The organism is Brumimicrobium salinarum (assembly GCF_002844555.1).
GTDB lineage: Bacteria > Bacteroidota > Bacteroidia > Flavobacteriales_D > Crocinitomicaceae > Brumimicrobium > Brumimicrobium salinarum.
Genome location: NZ_PJNI01000008.1, coordinates 181,581 through 202,811, shown reverse-complemented (window position 1 = coordinate 202,811; position 21,231 = coordinate 181,581). Strand labels below are relative to the sequence as shown.

General features: G+C 34.3%; 25 protein-coding genes. 15 read left to right on the top strand and 10 right to left on the bottom strand.

Going from position 1 to position 21,231, the window contains the following annotated elements; all coding sequences use genetic code 11:
- Window positions 1–41 precede the first annotated feature (41 nt).
- From CW751_RS08700 to CW751_RS08660, 9 genes are all read left to right on the top strand, one after another.
- Complete coding sequence (locus CW751_RS08700; RefSeq protein WP_133122179.1) at window positions 42–887, top strand: DUF6089 family protein; 846 nt, start codon at window positions 42–44, stop codon at window positions 885–887.
- A gap of 76 nt (window positions 888–963) precedes the next feature.
- Window positions 964–1,986 (top strand): quinone-dependent dihydroorotate dehydrogenase, encoded by a 1,023-nt coding sequence (locus CW751_RS08695; RefSeq protein ID WP_101334618.1) that lies wholly within the window; start codon window positions 964–966, stop codon window positions 1,984–1,986.
- A gap of 20 nt (window positions 1,987–2,006) precedes the next feature.
- On the top strand, window positions 2,007–2,867 hold the full coding sequence (locus CW751_RS08690; protein WP_101334617.1) for a hydroxymethylglutaryl-CoA lyase: 861 nt from the start codon (window positions 2,007–2,009) through the stop codon (window positions 2,865–2,867).
- A gap of 5 nt (window positions 2,868–2,872) precedes the next feature.
- On the top strand, window positions 2,873–3,565 hold the full coding sequence (locus CW751_RS08685; RefSeq protein WP_101334616.1) for a GIN domain-containing protein: 693 nt from the start codon (window positions 2,873–2,875) through the stop codon (window positions 3,563–3,565).
- Window positions 3,562–4,275, top strand: coding sequence for a hypothetical protein (locus tag CW751_RS08680; RefSeq protein ID WP_101334615.1), 714 nt, complete (start codon window positions 3,562–3,564; stop codon window positions 4,273–4,275). Before CW751_RS08685 ends, CW751_RS08680 begins: the two co-directional genes overlap by 4 nt.
- Complete coding sequence (locus CW751_RS08675) at window positions 4,272–4,706, top strand: hypothetical protein (RefSeq protein WP_133122178.1); 435 nt, start codon at window positions 4,272–4,274, stop codon at window positions 4,704–4,706. The genes CW751_RS08680 and CW751_RS08675 overlap by 4 nt, the downstream gene beginning before the upstream one ends.
- On the top strand, window positions 4,703–5,275 hold the full coding sequence (locus CW751_RS08670) for a glutamine amidotransferase-related protein (RefSeq protein WP_101334613.1): 573 nt from the start codon (window positions 4,703–4,705) through the stop codon (window positions 5,273–5,275). The genes CW751_RS08675 and CW751_RS08670 overlap by 4 nt, the downstream gene beginning before the upstream one ends.
- Before the next feature lie 29 nt (window positions 5,276–5,304).
- Window positions 5,305–6,537, top strand: a complete 1,233-nt coding sequence (locus CW751_RS08665; protein WP_101334612.1) for a nucleoside recognition domain-containing protein — start codon at window positions 5,305–5,307, stop codon at window positions 6,535–6,537.
- Complete coding sequence (locus CW751_RS08660; RefSeq protein ID WP_101334611.1) at window positions 6,537–7,124, top strand: hypothetical protein; 588 nt, start codon at window positions 6,537–6,539, stop codon at window positions 7,122–7,124. Before CW751_RS08665 ends, CW751_RS08660 begins: the two co-directional genes overlap by 1 nt.
- 77 nt (window positions 7,125–7,201) lie before the next feature.
- On the opposite strand, the gene CW751_RS08655 is transcribed toward CW751_RS08660, so the two are convergent.
- From CW751_RS08655 to truA, 3 genes are all read right to left on the bottom strand, one after another.
- Window positions 7,202–9,283: a helix-hairpin-helix domain-containing protein gene (locus tag CW751_RS08655; protein ID WP_133122177.1), complete on the bottom strand. Its 2,082-nt coding sequence runs from the start codon at window positions 9,281–9,283 to the stop codon at window positions 7,202–7,204.
- Window positions 9,280–10,104 (bottom strand): PorV/PorQ family protein, encoded by an 825-nt coding sequence (locus tag CW751_RS08650; RefSeq protein ID WP_101334609.1) that lies wholly within the window; start codon window positions 10,102–10,104, stop codon window positions 9,280–9,282. Before CW751_RS08650 ends, CW751_RS08655 begins: the two co-directional genes overlap by 4 nt.
- 77 nt (window positions 10,105–10,181) lie before the next feature.
- The gene (gene truA / locus CW751_RS08645; RefSeq protein ID WP_101334608.1) at window positions 10,182–10,925 is read right to left on the bottom strand and encodes a tRNA pseudouridine(38-40) synthase TruA; all 744 of its coding nucleotides are present in this window, start codon (window positions 10,923–10,925) and stop codon (window positions 10,182–10,184) included.
- A 133-nt stretch (window positions 10,926–11,058) separates the two neighbouring features.
- Here truA and CW751_RS08640 point away from each other — a divergent pair, with 133 nt between their 5' ends.
- From CW751_RS08640 to CW751_RS15415, 4 genes are all read left to right on the top strand, one after another.
- Entirely contained in the window at window positions 11,059–12,396 is a 1,338-nt protein-coding gene (locus CW751_RS08640; protein ID WP_101334631.1) for a UDP-N-acetylmuramate--L-alanine ligase, read from the top strand.
- A 488-nt stretch (window positions 12,397–12,884) separates the two neighbouring features.
- A complete protein-coding gene (locus CW751_RS08635) occupies window positions 12,885–13,331 on the top strand; it encodes a GNAT family N-acetyltransferase (protein ID WP_101334607.1) in 447 nt (148 codons plus the stop codon).
- 2 nt (window positions 13,332–13,333) lie between these two features.
- Window positions 13,334–14,221, top strand: coding sequence for an alanine racemase (locus tag CW751_RS08630; RefSeq protein ID WP_101334606.1), 888 nt, complete (start codon window positions 13,334–13,336; stop codon window positions 14,219–14,221).
- Window positions 14,215–14,430 (top strand): hypothetical protein, encoded by a 216-nt coding sequence (locus CW751_RS15415; protein ID WP_101334605.1) that lies wholly within the window; start codon window positions 14,215–14,217, stop codon window positions 14,428–14,430. Before CW751_RS08630 ends, CW751_RS15415 begins: the two co-directional genes overlap by 7 nt.
- Before the next feature lie 108 nt (window positions 14,431–14,538).
- On the opposite strand, the gene CW751_RS08620 is transcribed toward CW751_RS15415, so the two are convergent.
- The 3 genes from CW751_RS08620 to CW751_RS08610 all read right to left on the bottom strand — a co-directional run bounded on the left by CW751_RS08620 (window position 14,539) and on the right by CW751_RS08610 (window position 16,479).
- A complete protein-coding gene (locus CW751_RS08620; RefSeq protein ID WP_101334604.1) occupies window positions 14,539–15,213 on the bottom strand; it encodes a response regulator transcription factor in 675 nt (224 codons plus the stop codon).
- A gap of 220 nt (window positions 15,214–15,433) precedes the next feature.
- A complete protein-coding gene (locus CW751_RS08615; RefSeq protein ID WP_101334603.1) occupies window positions 15,434–15,625 on the bottom strand; it encodes a cold-shock protein in 192 nt (63 codons plus the stop codon).
- Between the two features lie 95 nt (window positions 15,626–15,720).
- Window positions 15,721–16,479 (bottom strand): murein L,D-transpeptidase catalytic domain family protein, encoded by a 759-nt coding sequence (locus CW751_RS08610; protein ID WP_165779267.1) that lies wholly within the window; start codon window positions 16,477–16,479, stop codon window positions 15,721–15,723.
- A 119-nt stretch (window positions 16,480–16,598) separates the two neighbouring features.
- Between CW751_RS08610 and CW751_RS08605 the strand changes: the two genes are divergently transcribed.
- Window positions 16,599–18,188 (top strand): peptide chain release factor 3, encoded by a 1,590-nt coding sequence (locus tag CW751_RS08605; RefSeq protein WP_101334601.1) that lies wholly within the window; start codon window positions 16,599–16,601, stop codon window positions 18,186–18,188.
- 233 nt (window positions 18,189–18,421) lie between these two features.
- Here CW751_RS08605 and CW751_RS08600 read toward each other — a convergent pair whose 3' ends face one another.
- From CW751_RS08600 to CW751_RS08590, 3 genes are read right to left on the bottom strand one after another with little or no spacing between them, the layout of a single operon-like run.
- Entirely contained in the window at window positions 18,422–18,751 is a 330-nt protein-coding gene (locus CW751_RS08600) for a tRNA-binding protein (protein WP_101334600.1), read from the bottom strand.
- Between the two features lie 41 nt (window positions 18,752–18,792).
- Window positions 18,793–19,194 carry a YdcF family protein gene (locus tag CW751_RS08595; protein WP_262484525.1) on the bottom strand — a complete coding sequence of 134 codons (402 nt, stop codon included), beginning with the start codon at window positions 19,192–19,194 and terminating at the stop codon, window positions 18,793–18,795.
- 14 nt (window positions 19,195–19,208) lie between these two features.
- Window positions 19,209–19,553: a hypothetical protein gene (locus CW751_RS08590; RefSeq protein ID WP_133122176.1), complete on the bottom strand. Its 345-nt coding sequence runs from the start codon at window positions 19,551–19,553 to the stop codon at window positions 19,209–19,211.
- 79 nt (window positions 19,554–19,632) lie between these two features.
- Between CW751_RS08590 and CW751_RS08585 the strand changes: the two genes are divergently transcribed.
- Window positions 19,633–20,481 (top strand): mechanosensitive ion channel family protein, encoded by an 849-nt coding sequence (locus CW751_RS08585; protein ID WP_205677806.1) that lies wholly within the window; start codon window positions 19,633–19,635, stop codon window positions 20,479–20,481.
- A gap of 95 nt (window positions 20,482–20,576) precedes the next feature.
- Here CW751_RS08585 and CW751_RS08580 read toward each other — a convergent pair whose 3' ends face one another.
- Entirely contained in the window at window positions 20,577–21,206 is a 630-nt protein-coding gene (locus tag CW751_RS08580) for an AlbA family DNA-binding domain-containing protein (protein WP_165779265.1), read from the bottom strand.
- Window positions 21,207–21,231 lie beyond the last annotated feature (25 nt).

Below are 21,231 nucleotides of genomic sequence, written 5' to 3'. Positions count from 1 at the left end.
GTCAGATGAGATCCAATTTCAACTCCTCAAAAAATTGGTCGATGAATAAACATGAAATCTTTTTCGCCGTTGGACCATCTCAGTTTTTAGGAGATTTAGGAGGTTTAAATCGAGAAGGTACCCAAAAATCTATCGTCGATTTAGATTGGTCTAGTACGCGTATTGGAGGTGGATTAGGATATCGTTTTAGATTTCATCCAAGATGGGCAACATCCACGCAATTGTATTTTGCACTTGTAAATGGAGCCGACTCAAATACGGATGAAATAATCAGAAGAAGTAGAAATCTGTCTTTTCGCTCCCCTATCCTAGAATTAAGTCAACGCATTGAGTTTATCATCCTTGCAAATGAAAAAAGAGGAGCACGATATGGTTTAGGAAAAGGAATGCGCACAAAGGCTGACATGCTTTATATTTTTACAGGTATTTCTGGTTTTTATTATAATCCACAAACAAAAATTAATGGAAGCTGGACTAATTTAAGACCCTTAAAAACGGAAGGTCAAGGCTTACCAAATGGTGCAGATGAATATGGAAATTTAAGTTTAGCTATTCCTTTTGGTATTGGATTTAAAATTGCTATCGGGGAATTTTGGAGAATTGGAATGGAAGTTTCTTACAATAAAACTTTTACAGATTATATAGATGATGTTAGCACAGAGTACTATGATCCAGCTATCTTAGCAAGTGAAGTTGGACAAGATGCTGTTTATGCAGCCAATCCAGCTATAGAAAATCATTCCTGGTTTACAGAGGGAATGCAACGTGGAAATGACCAAGATAAAGACGCTTATCTATTTGCAAATATAGTGTTAACAAGAAACATAACCTACCCAAAACCAAAAAGAGGTAGACGAGTAAAATGGAGAGGTAGAACCAAGTTTTAAATTTATCATAACAATATTTAAGGTGAGCTATACGGCTCACCTTTTTTATTTCTATTTTTGTCCAAAACTATTAAATATGTATGCGCTGCTGAAACGTTTCTTTTTCCTTTTTGATCCTGAAAAAATACATCATTTCACTTTTAAATTAATAAAGTTTACACTGGCTATTCCAGGAATGAAAAAAATATGGAGAAAAAACTATGTGTTGGAAGACGAAAAGTTAGAACGAAAACTTTTTGGCTTAAAATTCAAAAACCCAGTAGGTTTGGCCGCAGGGTTTGATAAAAATGGACTCCTCTTTAATGAACTTGCGTATTGTGGCTTTGGGTTTATTGAAGTAGGTACAGTAACACCAATACCACAAGAAGGTAATCCAAAAAAACGATTATTTCGATTAACAGAAGATGAAGCTATAATTAATCGAATGGGATTTAATAATGATGGCTTACCAGCACTTATCAAACAACTCAAAAAAAGAAAAACCGAACTATTAATTGGTGGGAATATCGGTAAAAACAAAATAACACCTAATGAAAAAGCGGTTGATGACTACATTGCTTGTTTCGAAGCATTACACCCTTACGTAGATTATTTTGTGGTCAATGTAAGTTCACCAAACACACCAAATTTAAGAGCTTTACAAGACAAAGAACCTTTGAAGAATTTATTAAATACACTCAAAGAAGCTAATAATAAAAAAAGTAATTCGCGACCTATTTTATTAAAAATTGCACCAGATTTAACAAATGAACAGTTAGATGATATTGTTGAGATTTTCAAGGAAACAAAAATTGACGGATTAATAGCCACTAATACAACAATTGATCGTTCGAATCTAAAAACCAAAAATGTAGAATCAATTGGAGCAGGTGGCGTGTCTGGTAAACCCTTAAAAACTCGCTCTACAGAAGTTATACGTTATCTATACAAGCAATCAGGAGGAAGTATTCCAATAATAGGAGTTGGAGGAATTCATTCAGCTGAAGACGCAATCGAAAAAATAAGAGCTGGTGCATCCCTTCTCCAAATTTATACTGGATTTATTTACGAAGGTCCAAAATTAGTTAAAGAAATAAATGAAGCAATTCTAAAGTTGTAAGGTTTTATTATATTAGTAAAATGGAAAATTTGAAAATTATTGAATGTCCTCGTGATGCAATGCAAGGAATAAAAGAGTTTATTCCTACAACTACAAAAATAAATTACCTCAATGCCTTACTTAAAGTAGGTTTTGACACTATTGACTTTGGTAGTTTTGTTTCTCCCAAAGCGATACCGCAGTTAAAAGACACAGCAAGTGTTTTGGAAAAGTTAGATTTATCAAAAACACGCTCAAAATTACTCGCCATAGTTGCTAATGAACGGGGTGCAACTGATGCGTCAAACTTTGAAGAAATCAATTATATAGGATATCCCTTTTCAATTTCTGAAACTTTTCAGCAAAGAAATACCAACACCTCTATTGAAGGAAGTTTGGATCGGTTAGACAGGATTCAAAATATTGCTATCAATTCGAACAAAAAACTAGTCGTATATTTGTCAATGGGGTTTGGTAATCCTTATGGCGATCCATGGGATAGTGAAACAGTTTTAAAATGGTCAAAAAGATTAACCTCTGAATTTGGTATTGAGATTCTCTCTCTTTCAGATACAATAGGCGTTTCTACCCCAGGATTAATTACGAGCTTACTCAATGGAATAACACCAGAACTTAAAGATGTTGAGTTAGGCGTTCATCTGCATACTACACCAGAAACTTATCATGAAAAGTTAAAAGCAGCATACGACGCAGGATGTCGAAGGTTTGATGGAGCTATTAAAGGATACGGAGGATGTCCAATGGCAAAAGATGATTTAGTAGGAAATATGCCTACTGAAAAAATGATCGATTGGTTTGTTGAAAATAATATTCGTACAAATCTAAACTTGGAGTCCCTAAGAGACGCTGTATCTCAAGCCAACTACGTATTTAAACCTTAAAAGTTATGAGCAAGCAATTTATTTTCCTTTTATTTCTTATTCCATTTACCTTTACTCTTTTAGCACAAGACAAAACAGCTTATGAATTATCTCATTTTGATGAACTTGTGGTAATCGGTAATTTTCCAGTAAATGTTATTCAATCTGACAAAAAAGAAGCCATTGTTGAAGATCATGGAAACGATATAGATTTAGAAAACTTATCTTTTTCATATACAAAAAATACCTTAACGGTAAAGTATAGTGGTAGTTTTGTTGATAACATAGATATTCAACTCGATTTATACATCAACGCTCCTATAAAATCAGTTGAAGCAAGAAGGGGTGCCGAAATAAGAATAAAAGAAGCGGGTTCATTTGACAAAAATGTATCTTACAAATCAGATGCTGGAGGAAAACTATTGATTGAAAATATTAATGCAACCCTTGTAAAAGCGGAAGTTACTAAAGGAGGTTCTATTCGTTTAATTGGAAAAACCGAATCTTTTGAACCTACAGTTAAAACAGGTGGTACCATAGCTGCTGTAAACTTAAAAGCTAAAGAAGTAGATGCAAGTGTGTCACTAGGAGGAGAAATTATATGTTCCCCTATAAAAACACTTAATGCAAAAGTAACGAGCGGAGGTACCATTAATTATACTGGCAATCCAAAGGTGAAAGAAAAAGTTACATTAGGCGGAAAGATTGAAAAGTTATGATTTTAAGGTATATCTTTTTCGGGGTTTTCGTTCTTCTTTTTGCTTGTCAATCAGATGAAAAAGTAATTGAAGACTCATCTGTATTAGACGATAAAAAAGAAATCAAAACAAACAGTGATCAAAAAACAAAAACAGATGTTCAAACAAGTCCTGATAAAGGAATAAAACCTGAGCGTGATACCATAACAGAAGAAACCTTATTTTCATCACAAGGGTTTTCAGATAAAAAATATTATGAACTTTTAATTGAAACCCGATTGTGTAATCCGGATTATGACCCTAAAAGTAATTCAAACACAACTCCATGTAGCGCCAAGTTTTTTGAATTCTTCCCATACAACCACAAAAGAGATATTGAAGATGCCTTTTTATTACAAGTAAAAGCGGGTGTAAATAACTTCCCATACAGAAGGTTACTCATTTTTGTAAGAGAAAATGGAAGGTTAGTTTTAATGAACGGTATAATAGGTTATTTAGTCAAAAGAGTTTCTAGTCCAAATGAAATTGACGATCTCATTGTAGCGGTATTTGATGACCTAGGAAATGACAAATTTGACCGATATGATGTTCTTTTAAGGTATACAGATGGAAAGTACCACTTCGTTGAAGCTGTAGGTGACTTGCAAGGAACTTTCAAAACAGAAAAGCTAAAAAAAGCAGCTTCTAAAGCGATTTTAAAACGAATCAAAGAAAAAGAGCTAATCTTTTGAAAAATCTATTTGTAATCATATTACTTCCGATTTTAATGGGTTGTATTTCTAACTCATCATTAAGAAAAAACTTTCCGTTCCATATTTTAAATGGGAATAGCGCAAAAGTATGGATTCTATCAAAGTCAAATGACGTTAATGAATACGCGGTTCCAAAAATGAGGAATTATAGAAGAACCTTTACTTTTTTCGTAAATAAAAGCTTTAGAGAACAAGAACTCATACATTTAGGTTCAGATAATGGACGTATTGGAAGATACAAAATTATTGGCAACGGTCTTGATGATTTTGTTTTAGAACTTAACTATAAGGATGGAGAACGCTCATATTTTAAAATTATCAGAATAAAAAATAATTTTTTAAAACTTCAAAATTATCACAAAAAGGAAATAGAATGGCAATTTAAAACACTAAACCCACCTTTAAAATGATTCTAATAATAGATTGTGGATATACTCATATTTTTAAGTTAGAAGATCTTGTTGACCAATATATTGATTTTAAAACCATCCCCATTTACGATTTTTCTCACTCCTCGATTGAAAACATTAATTTGACTGGGATCATCATATCACATGCCCACATATCAATCCACGAAACCAACATTGATAAATATATTGAAAAAATAGATTTGTTAATGCAATTATCACTTCCAACCCTAGGAATTGGAGTTGGGCATCATTTATTGGGTGCTTATTTTGGTGCGCGTCCAGCTTATGAACCCTATAGAAACGAATTAGTTGAAATAGGTATATTAGAAACATCAGGGATTTTTGACAAACTTCCTTTTGAAATTCAACAAATTAAAGATCATGCTGGAACGATATCGATACCTCCTGATTTTCAGCTCTTGGCTAGCTCAGACTACAGTATAAACGAAGCCATGAAAAAGCGTAATCGAGCTATTTATGGGGTACAGTTTTTACCAGAAGTTTCAGGAAATTTTGGTGCTGTAATTATGGATAACTTTGTGAATATTTCTCTTAATAGAAAGGATTAATTTCAAGATAATTTTAGAACTTAGCGCACATGTTATTAAATCGTTTGTGGATCGGATTGTTTTTAATCGCTTTGGCTGTTGGCTTAGGAAAGTTAATCTTTTTCAGTGATTTAATGATTTTCAAACAAATGGTTGATGCACTTTTTGAAAGTGCTGAACTGGCTTTTAAAATTGCATTATTCCTGACAGGTGCATTATGTTTATGGATGGGGTTTATGGAGATTGGTGAAAAAGGAGGAGCCATTCAGAAATTAACAGTTTTAGTTGCTCCACTATTCACAAAGTTATTTCCAGATATTCCAAAAAATCATCCAGCTGTTGGTTCAATGATGATGAACTTTAGTGCCAACATGTTAGGTCTTGATAATGCAGCGACACCTTTGGGATTAAAAGCAATGGGACAACTACAAGAGCTAAATCCAAAAAAAGACACGGCTTCAAATGCCCAAATAATGTTTTTGGTTTTAAACACTTCGGGATTAACCCTAATTCCAGTTAGTATTCTCGCTTATCGTAGTGGTGCAGGATCCGCATCACCTTCAGAAGTATTTTTACCTATTTTGTTTTCTACCTTCTTTGCTTCACTTGTAGGATTGATTGTCGTGTCAATAAAACAAAAAATAAATCTATTCAATAGAACAGTAATGGCTTATTTGGGTACAGTAACTGCTTTTATTGTTGGTCTACTTGTTTTATTATTCAACAAACCTGATTTAGTAGAGCCGATTTCAAATGTAGGTGGAAACGTCTTACTCTTCTCCGTGATTATTGTTTTCTTACTGCTTGGTATTCGTAAAAAAATAAATGTTTATGAGGTTTTTATAGATGGTGCCAAAGGTGGTTTTGATGTAGCCATAAAAATTGTTCCTTACCTTGTTGCTATTCTCGTTGCTATAGGTGTTTTCAAAGCATCAGGTGCTATGGAAATATTGTTTGAAGGTTTGCGTTATCTTTTAGAACTAATGGCCATCACTAACACAAAGTTTATTGAAGCTTTACCTACAGCTTTCATGAAACCATTTAGTGGGGGAGCCGCACGTGGTATGATGCTAGAAACTTTTGCTACTCATGGTGTCGATTCATTTATTGGAAAAATGTCAGCAACATTTCAAGGTTCAACCGAAACTACTTTTTATGTTCTAGCGGTTTATTTTGGATCTGTAGGTATTAAAAAAACCCGATACGCCGCAGGAGCTGGATTAATCGCTGATGCAGCAGGAATTATAGCTGCAATCTTCATTTCATTCCTATTTTATACGTAATGAAAAAACCAATAGATCAATTAAAACCAGAGGATGCAATACCTTTATTTGTAAAAATCAAAAAACTTATCTTAGGTAATAAAAAACCGGATGGTTTTACTCGACTAATTTTCTCATTTTCTTTGTTTGCTTGGTTTATGTTGATGAGCTGGAATTCAATAAGTTATTTTGTATTATTAACTTCAGATATCATTGAAAAAAATAAAGGTTTCTCCGTTCAAGAAGTAATCATTAAAAATGGACAAAAGCTTGGCTTTAATGGAGAGGAATTCCTGGCATCGTTACACGGTTTTCTATTTCATAACCTCTTTATCTGGCTTCTTATCTTCATAGGCTTGGCCTTGATGTATAGAAAAAAAAGAATCTATACGCTTTTTGTATTTGGAGGTTTAATGATACATTTTGTTTATATGTTTTTCACGTTAGGGTTTCAGTATTTTATTGAAGACATCTCATTTTTCGATAAAATTCTATATTTCATACTCATTTTAGGAACTTTAATTCATTCATTCCTCATAAGCAAAGAAAAAGAAACTGCCTTAAAAAATTCAGTAAGCGAACCAAATGAAGATTCAGAAAATCTATAAAGCATAACTTTTCAAAGATATTTAAAGATATTCAAGAAACATTAGCTTGATGTAACTCTCACCAAAATCATTCAATATTACAACCTAACTCTCAACTGAACTCCTACTTCACTCTTCACGTTTCCTTGAATCTCTTCGGTTCCACTACTCAAGGTTTCTTCTTGGTTGTAAACAAATGCAGCATAGCGTACCCATAAATCGCAGCGTTCGTTGAAGAAAGTGTATCTTAACATTACATAGGCTCGACTTCCTTTATTGAAATAGGCAGGAATACTGAAAACGTTTTGCAAATTGTATTCGTAAGCATAAACGCGTGTTTCGTAACTGTCGGTATTAAAAATAGCATAGCGCATGGAAATCTCAACTGGAAAGTTCTTATTTCTGTATAATAAATCCTGTGTTAATGCAAATCCATCTTGACTTCCACTGCTGGGCCGTTGATCTGTGACGTAATCAATTCTTGAACGCCATTTCCATCCTGAACCTAAATCTGCTGTTAATCCTAACTGATATTTTCGTTGTTTATAACGTTCAATCGGACGAATATTTCCTTCATATTCACCACTTGCATTGATCATTTTATCTTTCTCTCGAACACGCAAGTAAGTTTCAAATCTTGGATTGGGCCGGTATTTTAATTGTCCGAGCACTTCATGTCCTTCGCTTGGACTATCGACTCTAAACTTCAGCCAAGGTGATTTAAAAAAGTCAACATAAGAATTTAAGCTCCACGATTTACTCAGTTTAAAAAATCCGCCGAAGTATAATCCAGATTCATTGTTGGTGTTACTTCCATCGCCAAATCCTTGGGCGTAAAATGTGTGATAATCTTTCGGATAATTTCTATACAATGCCGTTAGTGAAGCTTTTCGACCTAAAGCAATTGTAGCACCTTGTAAAACTGCTATGGCGTTTGAACTTCTACTTTGAGCGACTTCACCGTATAGACTGAGATTTCTGACAATATAAGAGTAATCGGCACTTAAATTTAAAAGTTCTTTTCCTTTAAATTGATACTTATTCATTAAGCGATCTGCTCTTTCGTAATATGCGTCATAAACATGTTGAATTGCCGAAATTCCGATTTGAAAATTACGACTTTCATATTTTACATTCGCACCATAAATCATTTCCATCAAGCTGTTTTTTCGCTCAATTTCTGAAGTAGTTCTGTGATAACCACTCATATTGATGGACGAAGCCATTCTTGCTTCTTCGGAATCCAAAGTATCCAGCATTTCAACCGAACCATCAACGCCTTTGTATGATCCCCAAGTCGTTAAAGAAAAGTTTTTAATACCTATTTCTACAGCGGCTCCACGCATAAATCGGGTTTCATCCGTAGAACTAAAAGGCTTAATTCCTCGTGCGTTTTTCTTCGCTGAACTCGCATCGGCCGTTTTACTAAATCCATAGCCTGTCCACATCGCTAATCCCTGACCAATCTGAATTTGATAGTCTCCAATTGCAGCTTTTCGCAAGAATTTATTTCCACTGTAATAAGCGTGTGCACTATAAAAGTCAAAACCATTAGGCGATTTATCACCAAAAAGCTGTTCTCCAGGATCTTTCTCCATGGTAACACCAACACTTAAGTCGTTTTTGTGCGTGTAGCGAATTCTAGAGTACAGTTTGTTAGGATCCCCCCAATAATATTTATTGCTTTCCTCTTTTTCTTCGTCAGTAACATCGGCATAACCTGCTCTATCTTCGATGTTGCGCTGATAACGAAAGTAAGCCTCTACTTTTCCTTCTTTTAAATACTTCTTAAAATTGCCTTCTTTCTTTTCTTCCACTTTTGATACCCGGACAAAAGGAATAATGTTATCCAAAGTCAATAAATCCCAATATTCTAGGTCTTTTAATTCAAATAAGGTTTTAAAAGGGCCTTTTTCTTCTCGGGTAGCCAACAATGAATTAATTTGAAAATCATTCAACAATAACAATTCTTGTAAATCCTCTTTATTCGCTGCGTTTAAGTTAAGTGGATTGTCATAATAAGTATTCAACACATCAAAAATATCTTCTAAAGAAACTTCCTCAGCATCTAAATCTTGAGCGATAAATTCAATTCTTTGTTGAATAATTTCATTTTTCGTTTGTCCAAAAACAAAAGCTCCTACAAACAGAAAAGATATGAAAAGTAGGCGTTTCATCATTGTTTAGGTTTATAAAAATCAATAATGAATGATGCTGCTGGAGTCCAGCCTAAAACTTGATTATATTGAGTAGCTAAATCCAATTTTAATCGCTGATATTTCAATCCAAATCCAAATGCAAAATCCATAGGCGCTCCTTGTACTCCAGCACGAATGTATATTAAATCAATAGGATGGTACTCAATTCCGGCGCGTAAACGAGTATCAAAATTGATTTCTTGTTCTATTTCTCCGACCAACAAGAGTTCATCGAGTAATTGATAAGAAATTCCCAATCTCAAAATCGTTCCGTAGCGATCATTTTTAAATTCCGATAATTCTGCACGACCAATATTCACCACAGAAAAGCCTAAATTAATACGGTCATTTAACTTAGCTAAAGCACCAAACTCAGCACTTACGCCATGTTTTACTCCGTAATATGGATCTAAGCGTGTACTTAAATAATTAATCTGCACTCCAGCCGAAATCTTATTCGATAATTTCATACTGTATCCTAATCCTGCTCTCGTGGTTCGGTAAGTTTCATAACCGTAGAACTGACCTCCAGCAGAGATTACCCCGACTTTAAGCGGTACGGCAGCAGCCACACTTTGAGATTGTAATTCCTTTAATGCATACCGACTTTCATAGGAAATTCCAGCTGTTCCTTTATCAACAAATCCCAATGCTCCAGGATTATGATGAAAGGAAAAAGCATCAATTAAAGTTACGCCATTATTGGCCATTGCTCCTACCCTAGCGCCTTGAGATAGCCAACCTTGCGCTTGAAGTGCTGAGGCAGAAAAAAGGGCGAGTATTAATATCAATAGTGATTTCATAAGTTCTTTTTAGGCAATTAACTCAAATAAAAGTTCAGCTTTAATGTTTTCATGTTAGTTTTCTTAAAATAATCATTTCAAATATAAGGATATTCTAAACTTTTCAAAAATAAACCTTTTGCAGGAACAGAACAACCTGCCGCTCCTCTGTCTTTGGCTGCAATGATGGTTTTAACTTCCGCTGGGTCAATACTGCCTTTTCCTACTTCCAATAAAGTGCCTACAATTGCGCGCACCATATTTCTTAAAAAGCGATTGGCACTAATTTCAAACCTCAATTGATCACCCACTTCTTTCCATTCGGCTGAATAAACTTCGCAAAAATTATTGTTGACATCAGTGTGCAATTTAGAAAATGAAGTAAAATCTTGTCGGCCCAACAAATACTGTGTGGCTTCATTCATTTTTTCTATGGATATTTTTCTTGGATAATACCAGCTATCCTTATTGTGAAAGGGTAATTTCTTCTGATGTAAAAAATAATGATAAGTTCTTTTTGTAGCATCAAACCGCGCGTGAGCATCCTCTTTTACTTCAAGAACTTCATTAATTGCAATGTCCAAAGGCAACATGTTGTTTAATTTAAACTGTAATTGTTCATTAGAAAATTGCGGAATTAAATCGGCATGAAAATAAGCTTGTTTGGCATGAACACCAGCGTCGGTTCTACCACAGCCCACAATATCAATCTTTTGTTTACCATACAGGCGCGACAACCGTTCTTCAATTTCGCCTTGAATCGTTGTGGCATTGGGCTGTTTTTGCCAACCAGAATATTTTGTACCATCGTAAGCACATTGAAAAAATAAACGCTTTTTCATGTTGCAAAATTACTAAAATATCGGTTTTGAAGTCAAGAATTGTATTTCAACACTTAAAAGTTAATAGAAATGTAATTTAAGGAGTAAACTCTTTCAAAAGATGCTTACTTTTAACCAACCAAAAACACATTTCATGAAAGTTCATTTTATTGCCATTGGAGGAAGCGCTATGCATAATTTAGCCATTGCATTATCACGTAAAGGATTCGAAGTTACGGGTTCCGATGATGAAATTTTTGAACCTTCAAAAGGTCGATTAAAAAAAGAAGGTATTCTTCCTGAACAAATTGGCTGGAATCCTGATCTTATTTCTGCTGATTTAGACGCAGTGATTCTTGGAATGCATGCAAGGGCAGACAATCCTGAACTCGCTAAAGCCAAAGAATTAGGGATTGAAATCTTTTCTTATCCTGAATATATCTATGAGCAATCAAAGCACAAGAAACGGGTTGTAATTGGCGGTTCGCACGGCAAGACAACGATTACTTCCATGATTTTACATGCTTTACAAGTGTTGGATTTCCCTGTAGATTATATGGTAGGCGCGCAACTCGAAGGTTATGATTGTATGGTAAAATTGACCCAAGATAATGATGTTATTATTCTTGAAGGAGATGAATATTTGAGTTCGCCATTGGACAGAAGACCAAAGTTTCATTTATATAAGCCTCATATTGCTTTAATAAGTGGAATTGCGTGGGATCATATTAATGTCTTTCCAAGCTATGAGAATTACGTTGAACAATTTGATTTGTTTTGTGAAATCATTGAAGAAAATGGGGTATTGGTTTACAATACTGAGGACACAGAAGTCGAAAAAGTCGCCGTAAAGCAGCAAAGTCGACTAAAATTGAAGCCTTATGCCACTCCAAAATATGAAGTTCATGAAAAAGGAACAACCTTTTATTATAATAATCAGGCTTTTCCTTTGAAGATTTTTGGTGCGCACAATTTACAGAACTTAAACGGCGCTTTAAAAGTTGTTGAAGCTTTGGGCATCTCTTCTATCGACTTTCTAAACGCCATGAAAGATTTCACTGGAGCTGGAAAAAGATTAGAGAAAGTCAGTGAGACGCCTGAAAGAGTTTTATACAAGGATTTTGCGCATTCTCCGAGTAAACTAAAAGCAACAACAGCAGCTGTTAAAGAACAATACCCAGATAGAAAACTCGTGGCCTGTATGGAATTACACACTTTTTCTTCTTTAAAAAAGGATTTCCTTCCACAATACAAGGATGCAATGAAATCCGCCGACAAAGCATTGGTGTATTTTAGTCCGAAAGTTGTAGCACATAAAAAGCTAGATCCAATCACAAAAAAAGATGTTTTTGAAGCTTTTGGAGAAAACGTTCAAGTAGAAACAGAAACACAGAAAGTCCTCGACTTCATTGAAGCAGAAAGCACTGACAACATGGTCTTGTTGATGATGAGTTCAGGAAATTTTGACGGAATAGATTATAATCAATTATGAACGGCTTTAGCCCTCAGTGAAGCTAATTACGAATTTATGATTGAGGATTGTAATAATTAACTTCGTTTAGATCGCTAGCTCGGTTCAAACAAAAAAAGAACCTTGTTAATGGATTACCAAGTTTGTCGACAACCTTCATAAGACATATAAACAGTTAGGGGACTGAGCACTTCTCTATCCCAAAAATAAAATATTTTAGGATAATCGAAATGACAGTAATATTAACAGTGAAATAGAAAAAAAAGAGAAAACACCCAGCTTTTCCTCTTTTTTTCAACTAGATTCTCTTGAACTTTGTTATTTCGAGCGTTCAATTTATTGGAATTCCGAGAAAATATGGTGCAGATTATTGATAATAATTTTCAACATTAAAGTTAATGTCCAAGTTTGATTATTCAATTATGAATTACAAATTTGTAAATATTGAACTGTTTGTTTGGAGAAAGATTATAGATTTTTTACTTTATAGGAATCTTTAAAAACAGTTCATGCTAAAAATTACCCGTCTTAACAAAGCAAGCGATTTTGATAAAGTCAAAGAAACACGACAAGAGTTTGTAGATTTCCTTTATGAAAGTCTTGGCAAATATGGCGATGCAAAAGAAGATATTAATAAATGTATCGAATATGCTTTGTCGGAAAATCCTGCTGAAGGTGGTACAATTTATCTCGCTTTTTATGATGAAAAACTAGCCGGTGGAGTAATTATGAACAACACCGGAATGTCGGGATACATACCTGAAAACATTCTGGTTTACATTGCTGTTGGTGAGAAATTTAGAGGAAAAGGAATTGGTAAACAACTGGTTCAAGAGGTAATCAAGAACACCAAAGGCGATATCAAATTACATGTTGAGTATGATAATCCAGCAATTGAACTCTACAAGAAATTAGGATTTGAGACGAAATACGCAGAAATGCGATTAAAAAATTAATCATGGCGACTTTAAAAATTAAAAGCTCAGGTATTATTGATAACATTCTTGCCATTTCTAGCTTTCTACAGCAACATGAAATTCATTGGAGTTTAATTACAAAAGTTTTTAGCGGTGATGTAGAGTTTATGAAGCAAATCTTGAAGCCAGAAGTTATTGAAAACATCCACTCTATTGGAGATTCCAGATTGACGAGTTTAAAAAATATCAAAAAAGTAAATCCATCAATTCGCACGATTTACATTAAACCACCTGCAAAGATTTATGCCAAGGAAATTGTAGAATTTGCCGATGTTTCTCTAAACACTTCAATACATACATTAAAAGCACTTGACAAGGCGGCAAAGGAACAGCAAAAAATTCACAAAGTCATTATCATGATCGAATTGGGCGAATTGCGCGAAGGAGTTTTAGGAAACAAAATCATTGATTTCTACAGAGCCGTCTTTGCATTAAAAAACGTGGAAACGATTGGATTAGGTGCCAACTTAGGCTGTATGTATGGCGTAGAACCAACTTACGACAAATTGATGCAACTCGAATTATATGGGAAATTAATTGAAGCAACTTTTGATAAAAAACTAGCACTATTTTCTGGAGGAAGCTCAATCACTTTGCCTTTGTTAGAAGAGAATAACATTCCAAAGTCCATCAATCACTTTAGAATTGGAGAAGCTGCATTTTTTGGAACAAGTCCGCTAAGAAATCAACAATTTCTCAATTTAAGTACCGACAATTTTAGACTGTCTGCGAATCTTATTGAAATTGAAGAAAAGAGAATTATTCCACAAGGTGAGATAAGTGAAGCTTCAATTGGAGACACTAAAGATTACGACGAGTCACATTACGGAAAAAGATTTATCGGGCCATTTTTGATTTTGGAATGTTAGATGTTGATGCCAATAATCTAAATCCTCTAGACGAAAATCTAGAACTTATTGGCACTACGTCAGACATGACTGTATATGAGTATAAAGACAATAATCAAAAAGATAGTTTTTATGAAAAGTTAGTCGGTAAATCTTTTGATTTTGAACTTAACTACATGGCAGTAGCAAGACTTTTAAATTCAAAATTCATCGACAAAAAGTTTATGTAGAAAACGGGGTAATTGATAGTTGATAATTGAAAATTCGTAATTGAAAATTAAAAATTCGTAATTCCTAATTCGTAATTGACTAATTCGTAATTGAATATTCGTAATTGCCTACTGTTCTCCTGTAAACAAAAACTTATTTGGACTTACAATATTGGATTTTACGGCATACATCACAATTCCAGCGGTATTTTTAGTTCCCAACTTACCCATAATATTTTTCCTGTGCGTAGTAATTGTGTGCGGACTCAAACAAAGTAAATCTGCTATTTGTGCATTGGTATTTCCTTCGGCGATGTATTTTATAATTTCCAATTCACGCTCTGAAAGCAAAACAGGTTCACATGAAAAACTATCTAAATCTAAATGTTCAACATCAATTGAAGCTTTGCGGATGGAATCTAAGATTTGTCCACAAAAGAACTTGTTCCCTCCTACTGTTTCTCTAACAGATGATTTAATTTCAGCGATATCACAGTCTTTTTTGATGTAACTGGTAACACCAGATTTTAAAGCATCAATGACAACAGATGGATTTTGTTCAGGCGTTATGGCTACAATTTTTAGATGCTTATTTGCATTCAACGCTTTTGGAATAATATCAATACTAAAATTCGGTGCAGTGTAGTCAAGTAGCGCAACATCAACCTCTACATTTTTGAGTTGTTCAATGAACTGTTCTCCCGAAACAGCTTCACCAACCACTTTCACGGATGGATCTTCTGCCAAAATGGATCGCAATCCAACCCTTACAATGTCGTTACTGTCTGCTATAATGACTTTCATGGTAGCAAATATAAGACTTTATTTGCTTAATTAGAATGATTTTAAATAAAATTCAGTCTCCATTGCGTCAAATTTAATTTTGAAAAAATGAAGCATTTAATTATCAACAGATTACTAATGATTTAGATATAGAATTGGTTAAGTTTAAAAAAGTTTAGACAAAAATAAAAGGCTATCGAAAAATCGATAGCCTTTTAGAGTACTTAAAATAAATTATATACTAACCGATAACTTTTACGTTAACAGCGTTTAATCCTTTTCTTCCCTCTTCAACTTCAAATTCAACTTTGTCGTCTTCACGAATCTCGTCGATTAATCCGTTTGCATGTACGAATACATCGTTTCCTTCTTCTGGTACGATAAATCCGAACCCTTTTTCTGTGTTAAAAAACTTAACTGTTCCTTGTGGCATAATAAATAATTAAAAATAAAGTCCAAATATATATCAACACTTTGGAGTATGCAAGAAAATTTAAAATTAAATTAAATTTTTATTGATTTTATTCTTTATGAAGCATTTAAAATGGAAGGAAATGATTCTTGATTAATCACTTTAGAGCTCTCTAAATAATTTAAATCATCAGCGTAAATAAAAAAGCAAGAACCTTCTTTAATTACATCAATTATTTCGGTGGCATTATGTTTTGGCAAAGCTGGGCACCCGTAACTTCTTCCGAGCACTCCATTATTTCTTTTTAAAAACGCCGGAGTTGCATAAGTTGCTCCATGAACTACAATTCCCCTTGGCCGAGCTTTTGAATTAGACGCTTCTAATCCATCCAATCGCATTGCGTAATCAAACTTTCCAGAGTAGGTTTCGGCAGTGAGAAAAAAGCCTAAACTACTTTGCAAGCTGCCACTAATGTTTGAAAACTTTTCAGCAGTCGCCATTCCTGTGTGTTTTCCATGCGCACAAAGCGATTTCTTTACAATTTCAAATGTTTCGACATTAATAACGTACATTCTTTCTTTAGAGGAATGCTGTGAAAAATCAACTATGGTTAAAACCCTCTCATTCTCAAGCTGACCTTCTTCTTTTAAAGTGTAATATCCCTTTAATCCATTGTAGAATGCTTCATAAGTTAAAGTAGAATCATTTAAACATTTATAATTCGAATAAACAAATTGTTCCCATCTGTTTTCAGGATAATGTTCCTTATGTTGAACTGCTTTATTTTGATCCTCATTTTTTGTTTCTGTTTTTACCGAAATTTCTTCAAAATGAAAATTTGTGAAACTTAGTAAAATAAATGTAAAACCAAACAAAATGAGCTTTTGTACGGGTATTTTATTGAGCATAGCGATGCGAAAATAATAAAATGTCACTACATTTGCGCTATTGATCGAATTCGATTTTAATGTATTCGACTAATGTCCTGATATTTATGACGAATCAAAAAGAAATAGAGAAAAGACGCACCTTTGGAATTATTGCCCATCCGGATGCTGGTAAAACTACTTTAACGGAGAAACTACTTCTATTTGGTGGTGCAATTCAAACAGCTGGAGCGGTAAAAAGTAACAAAATTAAGAAGTCCGCAACTTCCGATTTCATGGAAATTGAGCAACAACGTGGTATTTCTGTAGCGACTTCTGTAATGGCTTTTGACTATCGTGATAAACACATAAATATTCTTGATACTCCTGGACATAAGGATTTCGCTGAAGATACTTACCGTACGTTAACAGCGGTGGATAGCGTTATTTTAGTGATTGACAATGCGAGTGGTGTGGAAAGTCAGACCGAAAAACTGATGGAAGTTTGTCGCATGAGAAATACACCAGTAATTGTTTTCATCAACAAGATGGACAGATATGGTAAAGATGCTTTTGAATTATTAGATGAAATAGAGACAAAACTAGGCATTGGTGTTCGCCCATTAGCATGGCCAATTGGAATGGGAGACGATTTCAAAGGGGTTTACAACATGCACGAACAAGAATTGAGTCTATTTCATGGAAATAAAACGGGGATCAGTGAAGAGTTGGTCAAATTTACCGATTTAGACAACAAGGAGCTCGATGAGATCATTGGCGATGAAGCTGCAAATGAATTACGTGAAGAAGTTGAACTCGTAGATGGCGTTTATGATGAGTTCAACATGGAAGATTATTTAAGCGGAAAAATAGCTCCTGTCTTTTTTGGAAGTGCGGTAAATAACTTCGGAGTTCGTGAATTATTGAATGCGTTTGTGGATATTTCGCCTTCACCACGAGGAAGAGACACAGATCAAGGTTTTATAGAACCTTCAGCTCCTAAATTCTCTGGATTTGTGTTTAAGATTCACGCCAATCTTGATCCAAAGCACCGAGATAGAATTGCTTTCTTAAGAATCGTTTCTGGAAAATTCGAACGCAATACCTTCTATAAACATGTGCGCAATGGAAAGAAAATTAAGTTTCCGAATCCGACTTCTTTTATGGCCCAAGATAAGAGTATTGTCGATGAAGCTTTTCCAGGTGATGTAATTGGACTTTATGATACAGGAAACTTTAAAATTGGAGATACATTAACAGAAGGGAAAGATTTTAACTTTGTTGGAATTCCTTCATTCTCACCAGAATTCTTCCAAGAATTAAGAAACGATGACCCAATGAAATCTAAGCAATTGGACAAAGGAATTCGTCAGTTAATGGATGAAGGAGTTGCCCAAATGTTTATTCAAGAGCCTGGAAGTCGTAAGATTATCGGTACGGTTGGACAACTACAGTTTGAAGTTATTTTATACCGTTTATTGCACGAATACGGTGCCAAATGTTCATTTACACCAATGAATTACCACAAAGCGTGTTGGATGACCTCAGACAAACCAGAGGAAATAGAAAAATTCTTAAAAGCCAAAACGGGAAATATCGCCAAAGACAAGGATGATAATTACGTTTTTCTAGCAGAAACTCCGTTTTTATTAGAAATGGCCGAAAGAGATTATCCAGCAATTACTTTCCATAAAACGAGTGAATTTAAGGTGAAATAGTCAATTTCGAATTAGTCAATATTAGACGTTTATATATTTGTAGCATCGCACGGCCGTGTGATACTACAAATATATAAACGTACCCACAATGTCAATTGATTCTGCACGATTTTCTATTTCTTATAAAAACCGATTCAAAATAAAATCACGTTCATGCTAAATAATTACGATTGAGGAAATTCGTAATTGACTAACTTGTAATTAACTTCGTTGAGGGCTAAAGCCGTTCGTAATTAAAATATCCGTGTTCCATTTTCAACCGTTTGGTCAGGATTAATCAAGGTAACTTTTTCTCCTTCTACCCCACCGAGCACCAAACATTCGCTCATCATGTTGGCAATTTGTTTAGGCGAAAAATTAACCACAGCGACAATCTGCTTTCCAATGAGGTCATTGGGTTTATACAACTTAGTAATTTGTGCAGATGTTTTTTTGATTCCCAAAGTTCCAAAGTCAATGGTCATTTTATACGCTGGATTTCGTGCTTCTTCAAATATTTCAGCAGTCAAAATTGTACCTACACGCATCTCAATTTTAGTGAAATCTTCCCAGTTAATCTCCATTTCAGTAATGTTTTAATTCAAATAATTTATTTACTTTTAAATCAGTATGCAATAGAATGCCAAGCATAGCCAACTATTTCTTTAAGCAATCCGAACCATTCATTGAATGTATCAGCACTTGGAATAATAAATTCGTCCCATGTGTAAAACCTATTCTCAGCAGTATATTGATCAGTAGAAAACGGAGTTACTTTTAACCCATAATTTTCAAAAGAAGCTTTAGCTCTTCGCATGTGTCTTGCTGAGGTCACCAAAATAAAGGAATTGAAATGAGGATAAGATTGTTGTAATAATTCTGTAGTATATTTTGCATTTTCATTGGTGTTTCTAGATTTTGTTTCAATAAGAATATCTGTTTCAGGAATTCCAAATTCAATCAGTTTTTCTTTAAGTTGCACAGCTTCATCTAATCCTTTATCAATAACATCGCCATGATGTCCGATAATACAGAGTTTTTTTACTTTTTTTGATTATAAAGTGTGAGAGCTTGCCATATTCGATCAGCTCCTCTTCTCACACTTATTCTATCAACAGAATGATCATATTCGAACATTCCGCCCAAAACAAGTGCGACATCATGATGATTGACACTTTCAAAGCTTACGGCATGAATCTCCCAACCCCTTAGTATTTCTTTATAAATAAATGTATTTGAAAAAAATAAAACGATTGCTAATGAGGATATTCGAGCAACTCTTTTAATTCTTTTCCTTTTTGCTAAAACACTAATGATTAAAGCTATCAAGAGCCATGTTAAAGGTGTAATAAAAACATAAACAATTTTAGATAAAATTAACATCACTGTTTTAAATTAAGAGGTTAAACAATAATTAACCATATATTTGCAAACAAAATTAAATTATTTAATCAATACTTAAATTATGGATACAGAAAATCTATTTGGAATATCTCAAGAAGACCTCATGGGAACGCTTGTCGAAATTGGAATTAACTTACTGATTGCTGTTGTTATTTTCATCATAGGAATGAGATTAGCAAAGTTCTTCAGCAAAATGGTCGCAAAAATCCTCGAAAAAAGAGACTCTGATAAAGGTCTCATTACCTTTATGAAAGGACTTGTTAGTGGACTTATAAAAGTATTAACTATAGTTACCGTTTTCTCCCAGTTAGGAATCGAAATGACTTCTTTCATTGCAATACTGGGTGCTGCAGGTTTAGCAATAGGTATGGCTTTCTCTGGAACATTGAGCAATTTAGCGGGTGGAGTTATGATTTTAATTTTTAAACCATTCAAGGTAGGAGATTATGTACAATGTCAAGGTGAGTCGGGAACAGTAAAAGAAATTCAGATATTTCACACAGTAATGACAACACCTGATAATAAAACGATTATTGTACCCAACGGTCCATTATACAACGGAAACATCACCAACTACAGCATGCAACCAACGAGAAGAGTAGACTTTACCTTTGGATTTAGCTACGGTGAGGACTTTAAATTGGCCAGAGACACAGTTTTGCAAATTGTAAGTGCTCACGATAAAGTTTTTAAAGATCCTGCCCCTTTTGTTAAGCTCGGAAATTTAGGTGATTCATCTGTTGATTTAACGGTGAGGGTATGGTGTAACAAAGAAGATTATTGGGATATTTTCTTCGACATCAATGAAGCAGTTTACCAAAAGTTTGAAGAAATAGAGGGTATATCAATGCCGTTCCCACAAATGGACGTGCATGTAGATGGAGGTTTAAAAGATCCTGCTGCTAACTAATAAAAATTATTTAATAATAAAAAGAGTCGTGAAAGCGGCTCTTTTTTTGTTTAGAACTAATTGGAGTTTTGTAAAACTCTTTTCTACACTATATACTATACATCTGACACTGAAAAATAAGTTCCTGCTGGTGTTATATTCATTTGGACAACTTCCCAAGTCACAAACAAAATCAATAGTCGATCAATGTATGATTTCTTAAGTTTTGTCTTGCGATAGAGCTTACTCAAAGTAATTTGACCTTCATTTTTAATGGTATTTAAAATCAATTGTTCATCTTCATCAAATGTCTGAGGTGTTGAGCTTGCATTACGCTGTTTCTTCCAGACACCCACCAAAATTTTATTGGCCAATAAGGTGTGATCTTCTCTTCTTACATAGGTTTTCCAAACATCATTATCATCCAAGGCTTTAATCGGTTTCCTTGCTGCTTCGTCAACAGTAACTTCTAAAACCAACTTATGATCATCTTGCATTATTTGAGTTTTCACCTTTAATTCTGGCTTGCAATACATAGATGCAGCGCCCTGAATTACATGAAATTCTTCCTCAGGATTTACGCCAACCACTTTACCATTGTCTTTGACTCCAATCAATAAACGGCCACCATCAGTATTGGCAAAAGCCGCTAAAGTACGTGCTATTTTCTTGGCGTCGTCTACACGAAATTTAAAATCTTGTGTTTGATGTTCGCCTTCTCTGATATAAGATTTTAGAATGTCCACAGTGAGAATTTAAGATGAAAAACAA

What these genes read in the sequence shown, in the direction of transcription:
- CW751_RS08700 (WP_133122179.1), top strand. Translation starts at nt 42, where the DNA reads ATGAATAAACATGAAATCTTTTTCGCCGTTGGACCATCTCAGTTTTTA.
- CW751_RS08695 (WP_101334618.1), top strand. Translation starts at nt 964, where the DNA reads ATGTATGCGCTGCTGAAACGTTTCTTTTTCCTTTTTGATCCTGAAAAA.
- CW751_RS08690 (WP_101334617.1), top strand. Translation starts at nt 2,007, where the DNA reads ATGGAAAATTTGAAAATTATTGAATGTCCTCGTGATGCAATGCAAGGA.
- CW751_RS08685 (WP_101334616.1), top strand. Translation starts at nt 2,873, where the DNA reads ATGAGCAAGCAATTTATTTTCCTTTTATTTCTTATTCCATTTACCTTT.
- CW751_RS08680 (WP_101334615.1), top strand. Translation starts at nt 3,562, where the DNA reads ATGATTTTAAGGTATATCTTTTTCGGGGTTTTCGTTCTTCTTTTTGCT.
- CW751_RS08670 (WP_101334613.1), top strand. Translation starts at nt 4,703, where the DNA reads ATGATTCTAATAATAGATTGTGGATATACTCATATTTTTAAGTTAGAA.
- CW751_RS08665 (WP_101334612.1), top strand. Translation starts at nt 5,305, where the DNA reads ATGTTATTAAATCGTTTGTGGATCGGATTGTTTTTAATCGCTTTGGCT.
- CW751_RS08660 (WP_101334611.1), top strand. Translation starts at nt 6,537, where the DNA reads ATGAAAAAACCAATAGATCAATTAAAACCAGAGGATGCAATACCTTTA.
- CW751_RS08655 (WP_133122177.1), bottom strand. Translation starts at nt 9,283, where the DNA reads ATGATGAAACGCCTACTTTTCATATCTTTTCTGTTTGTAGGAGCTTTT.
- CW751_RS08650 (WP_101334609.1), bottom strand. Translation starts at nt 10,104, where the DNA reads ATGAAATCACTATTGATATTAATACTCGCCCTTTTTTCTGCCTCAGCA.
- truA (WP_101334608.1), bottom strand. Translation starts at nt 10,925, where the DNA reads ATGAAAAAGCGTTTATTTTTTCAATGTGCTTACGATGGTACAAAATAT.
- CW751_RS08640 (WP_101334631.1), top strand. Translation starts at nt 11,059, where the DNA reads ATGAAAGTTCATTTTATTGCCATTGGAGGAAGCGCTATGCATAATTTA.
- CW751_RS08635 (WP_101334607.1), top strand. Translation starts at nt 12,885, where the DNA reads ATGCTAAAAATTACCCGTCTTAACAAAGCAAGCGATTTTGATAAAGTC.
- CW751_RS08630 (WP_101334606.1), top strand. Translation starts at nt 13,334, where the DNA reads ATGGCGACTTTAAAAATTAAAAGCTCAGGTATTATTGATAACATTCTT.
- CW751_RS15415 (WP_101334605.1), top strand. Translation starts at nt 14,215, where the DNA reads ATGTTAGATGTTGATGCCAATAATCTAAATCCTCTAGACGAAAATCTA.
- CW751_RS08620 (WP_101334604.1), bottom strand. Translation starts at nt 15,213, where the DNA reads ATGAAAGTCATTATAGCAGACAGTAACGACATTGTAAGGGTTGGATTG.
- CW751_RS08615 (WP_101334603.1), bottom strand. Translation starts at nt 15,625, where the DNA reads ATGCCACAAGGAACAGTTAAGTTTTTTAACACAGAAAAAGGGTTCGGA.
- CW751_RS08605 (WP_101334601.1), top strand. Translation starts at nt 16,599, where the DNA reads ATGACGAATCAAAAAGAAATAGAGAAAAGACGCACCTTTGGAATTATT.
- CW751_RS08600 (WP_101334600.1), bottom strand. Translation starts at nt 18,751, where the DNA reads ATGGAGATTAACTGGGAAGATTTCACTAAAATTGAGATGCGTGTAGGT.
- CW751_RS08585 (WP_205677806.1), top strand. Translation starts at nt 19,633, where the DNA reads ATGGATACAGAAAATCTATTTGGAATATCTCAAGAAGACCTCATGGGA.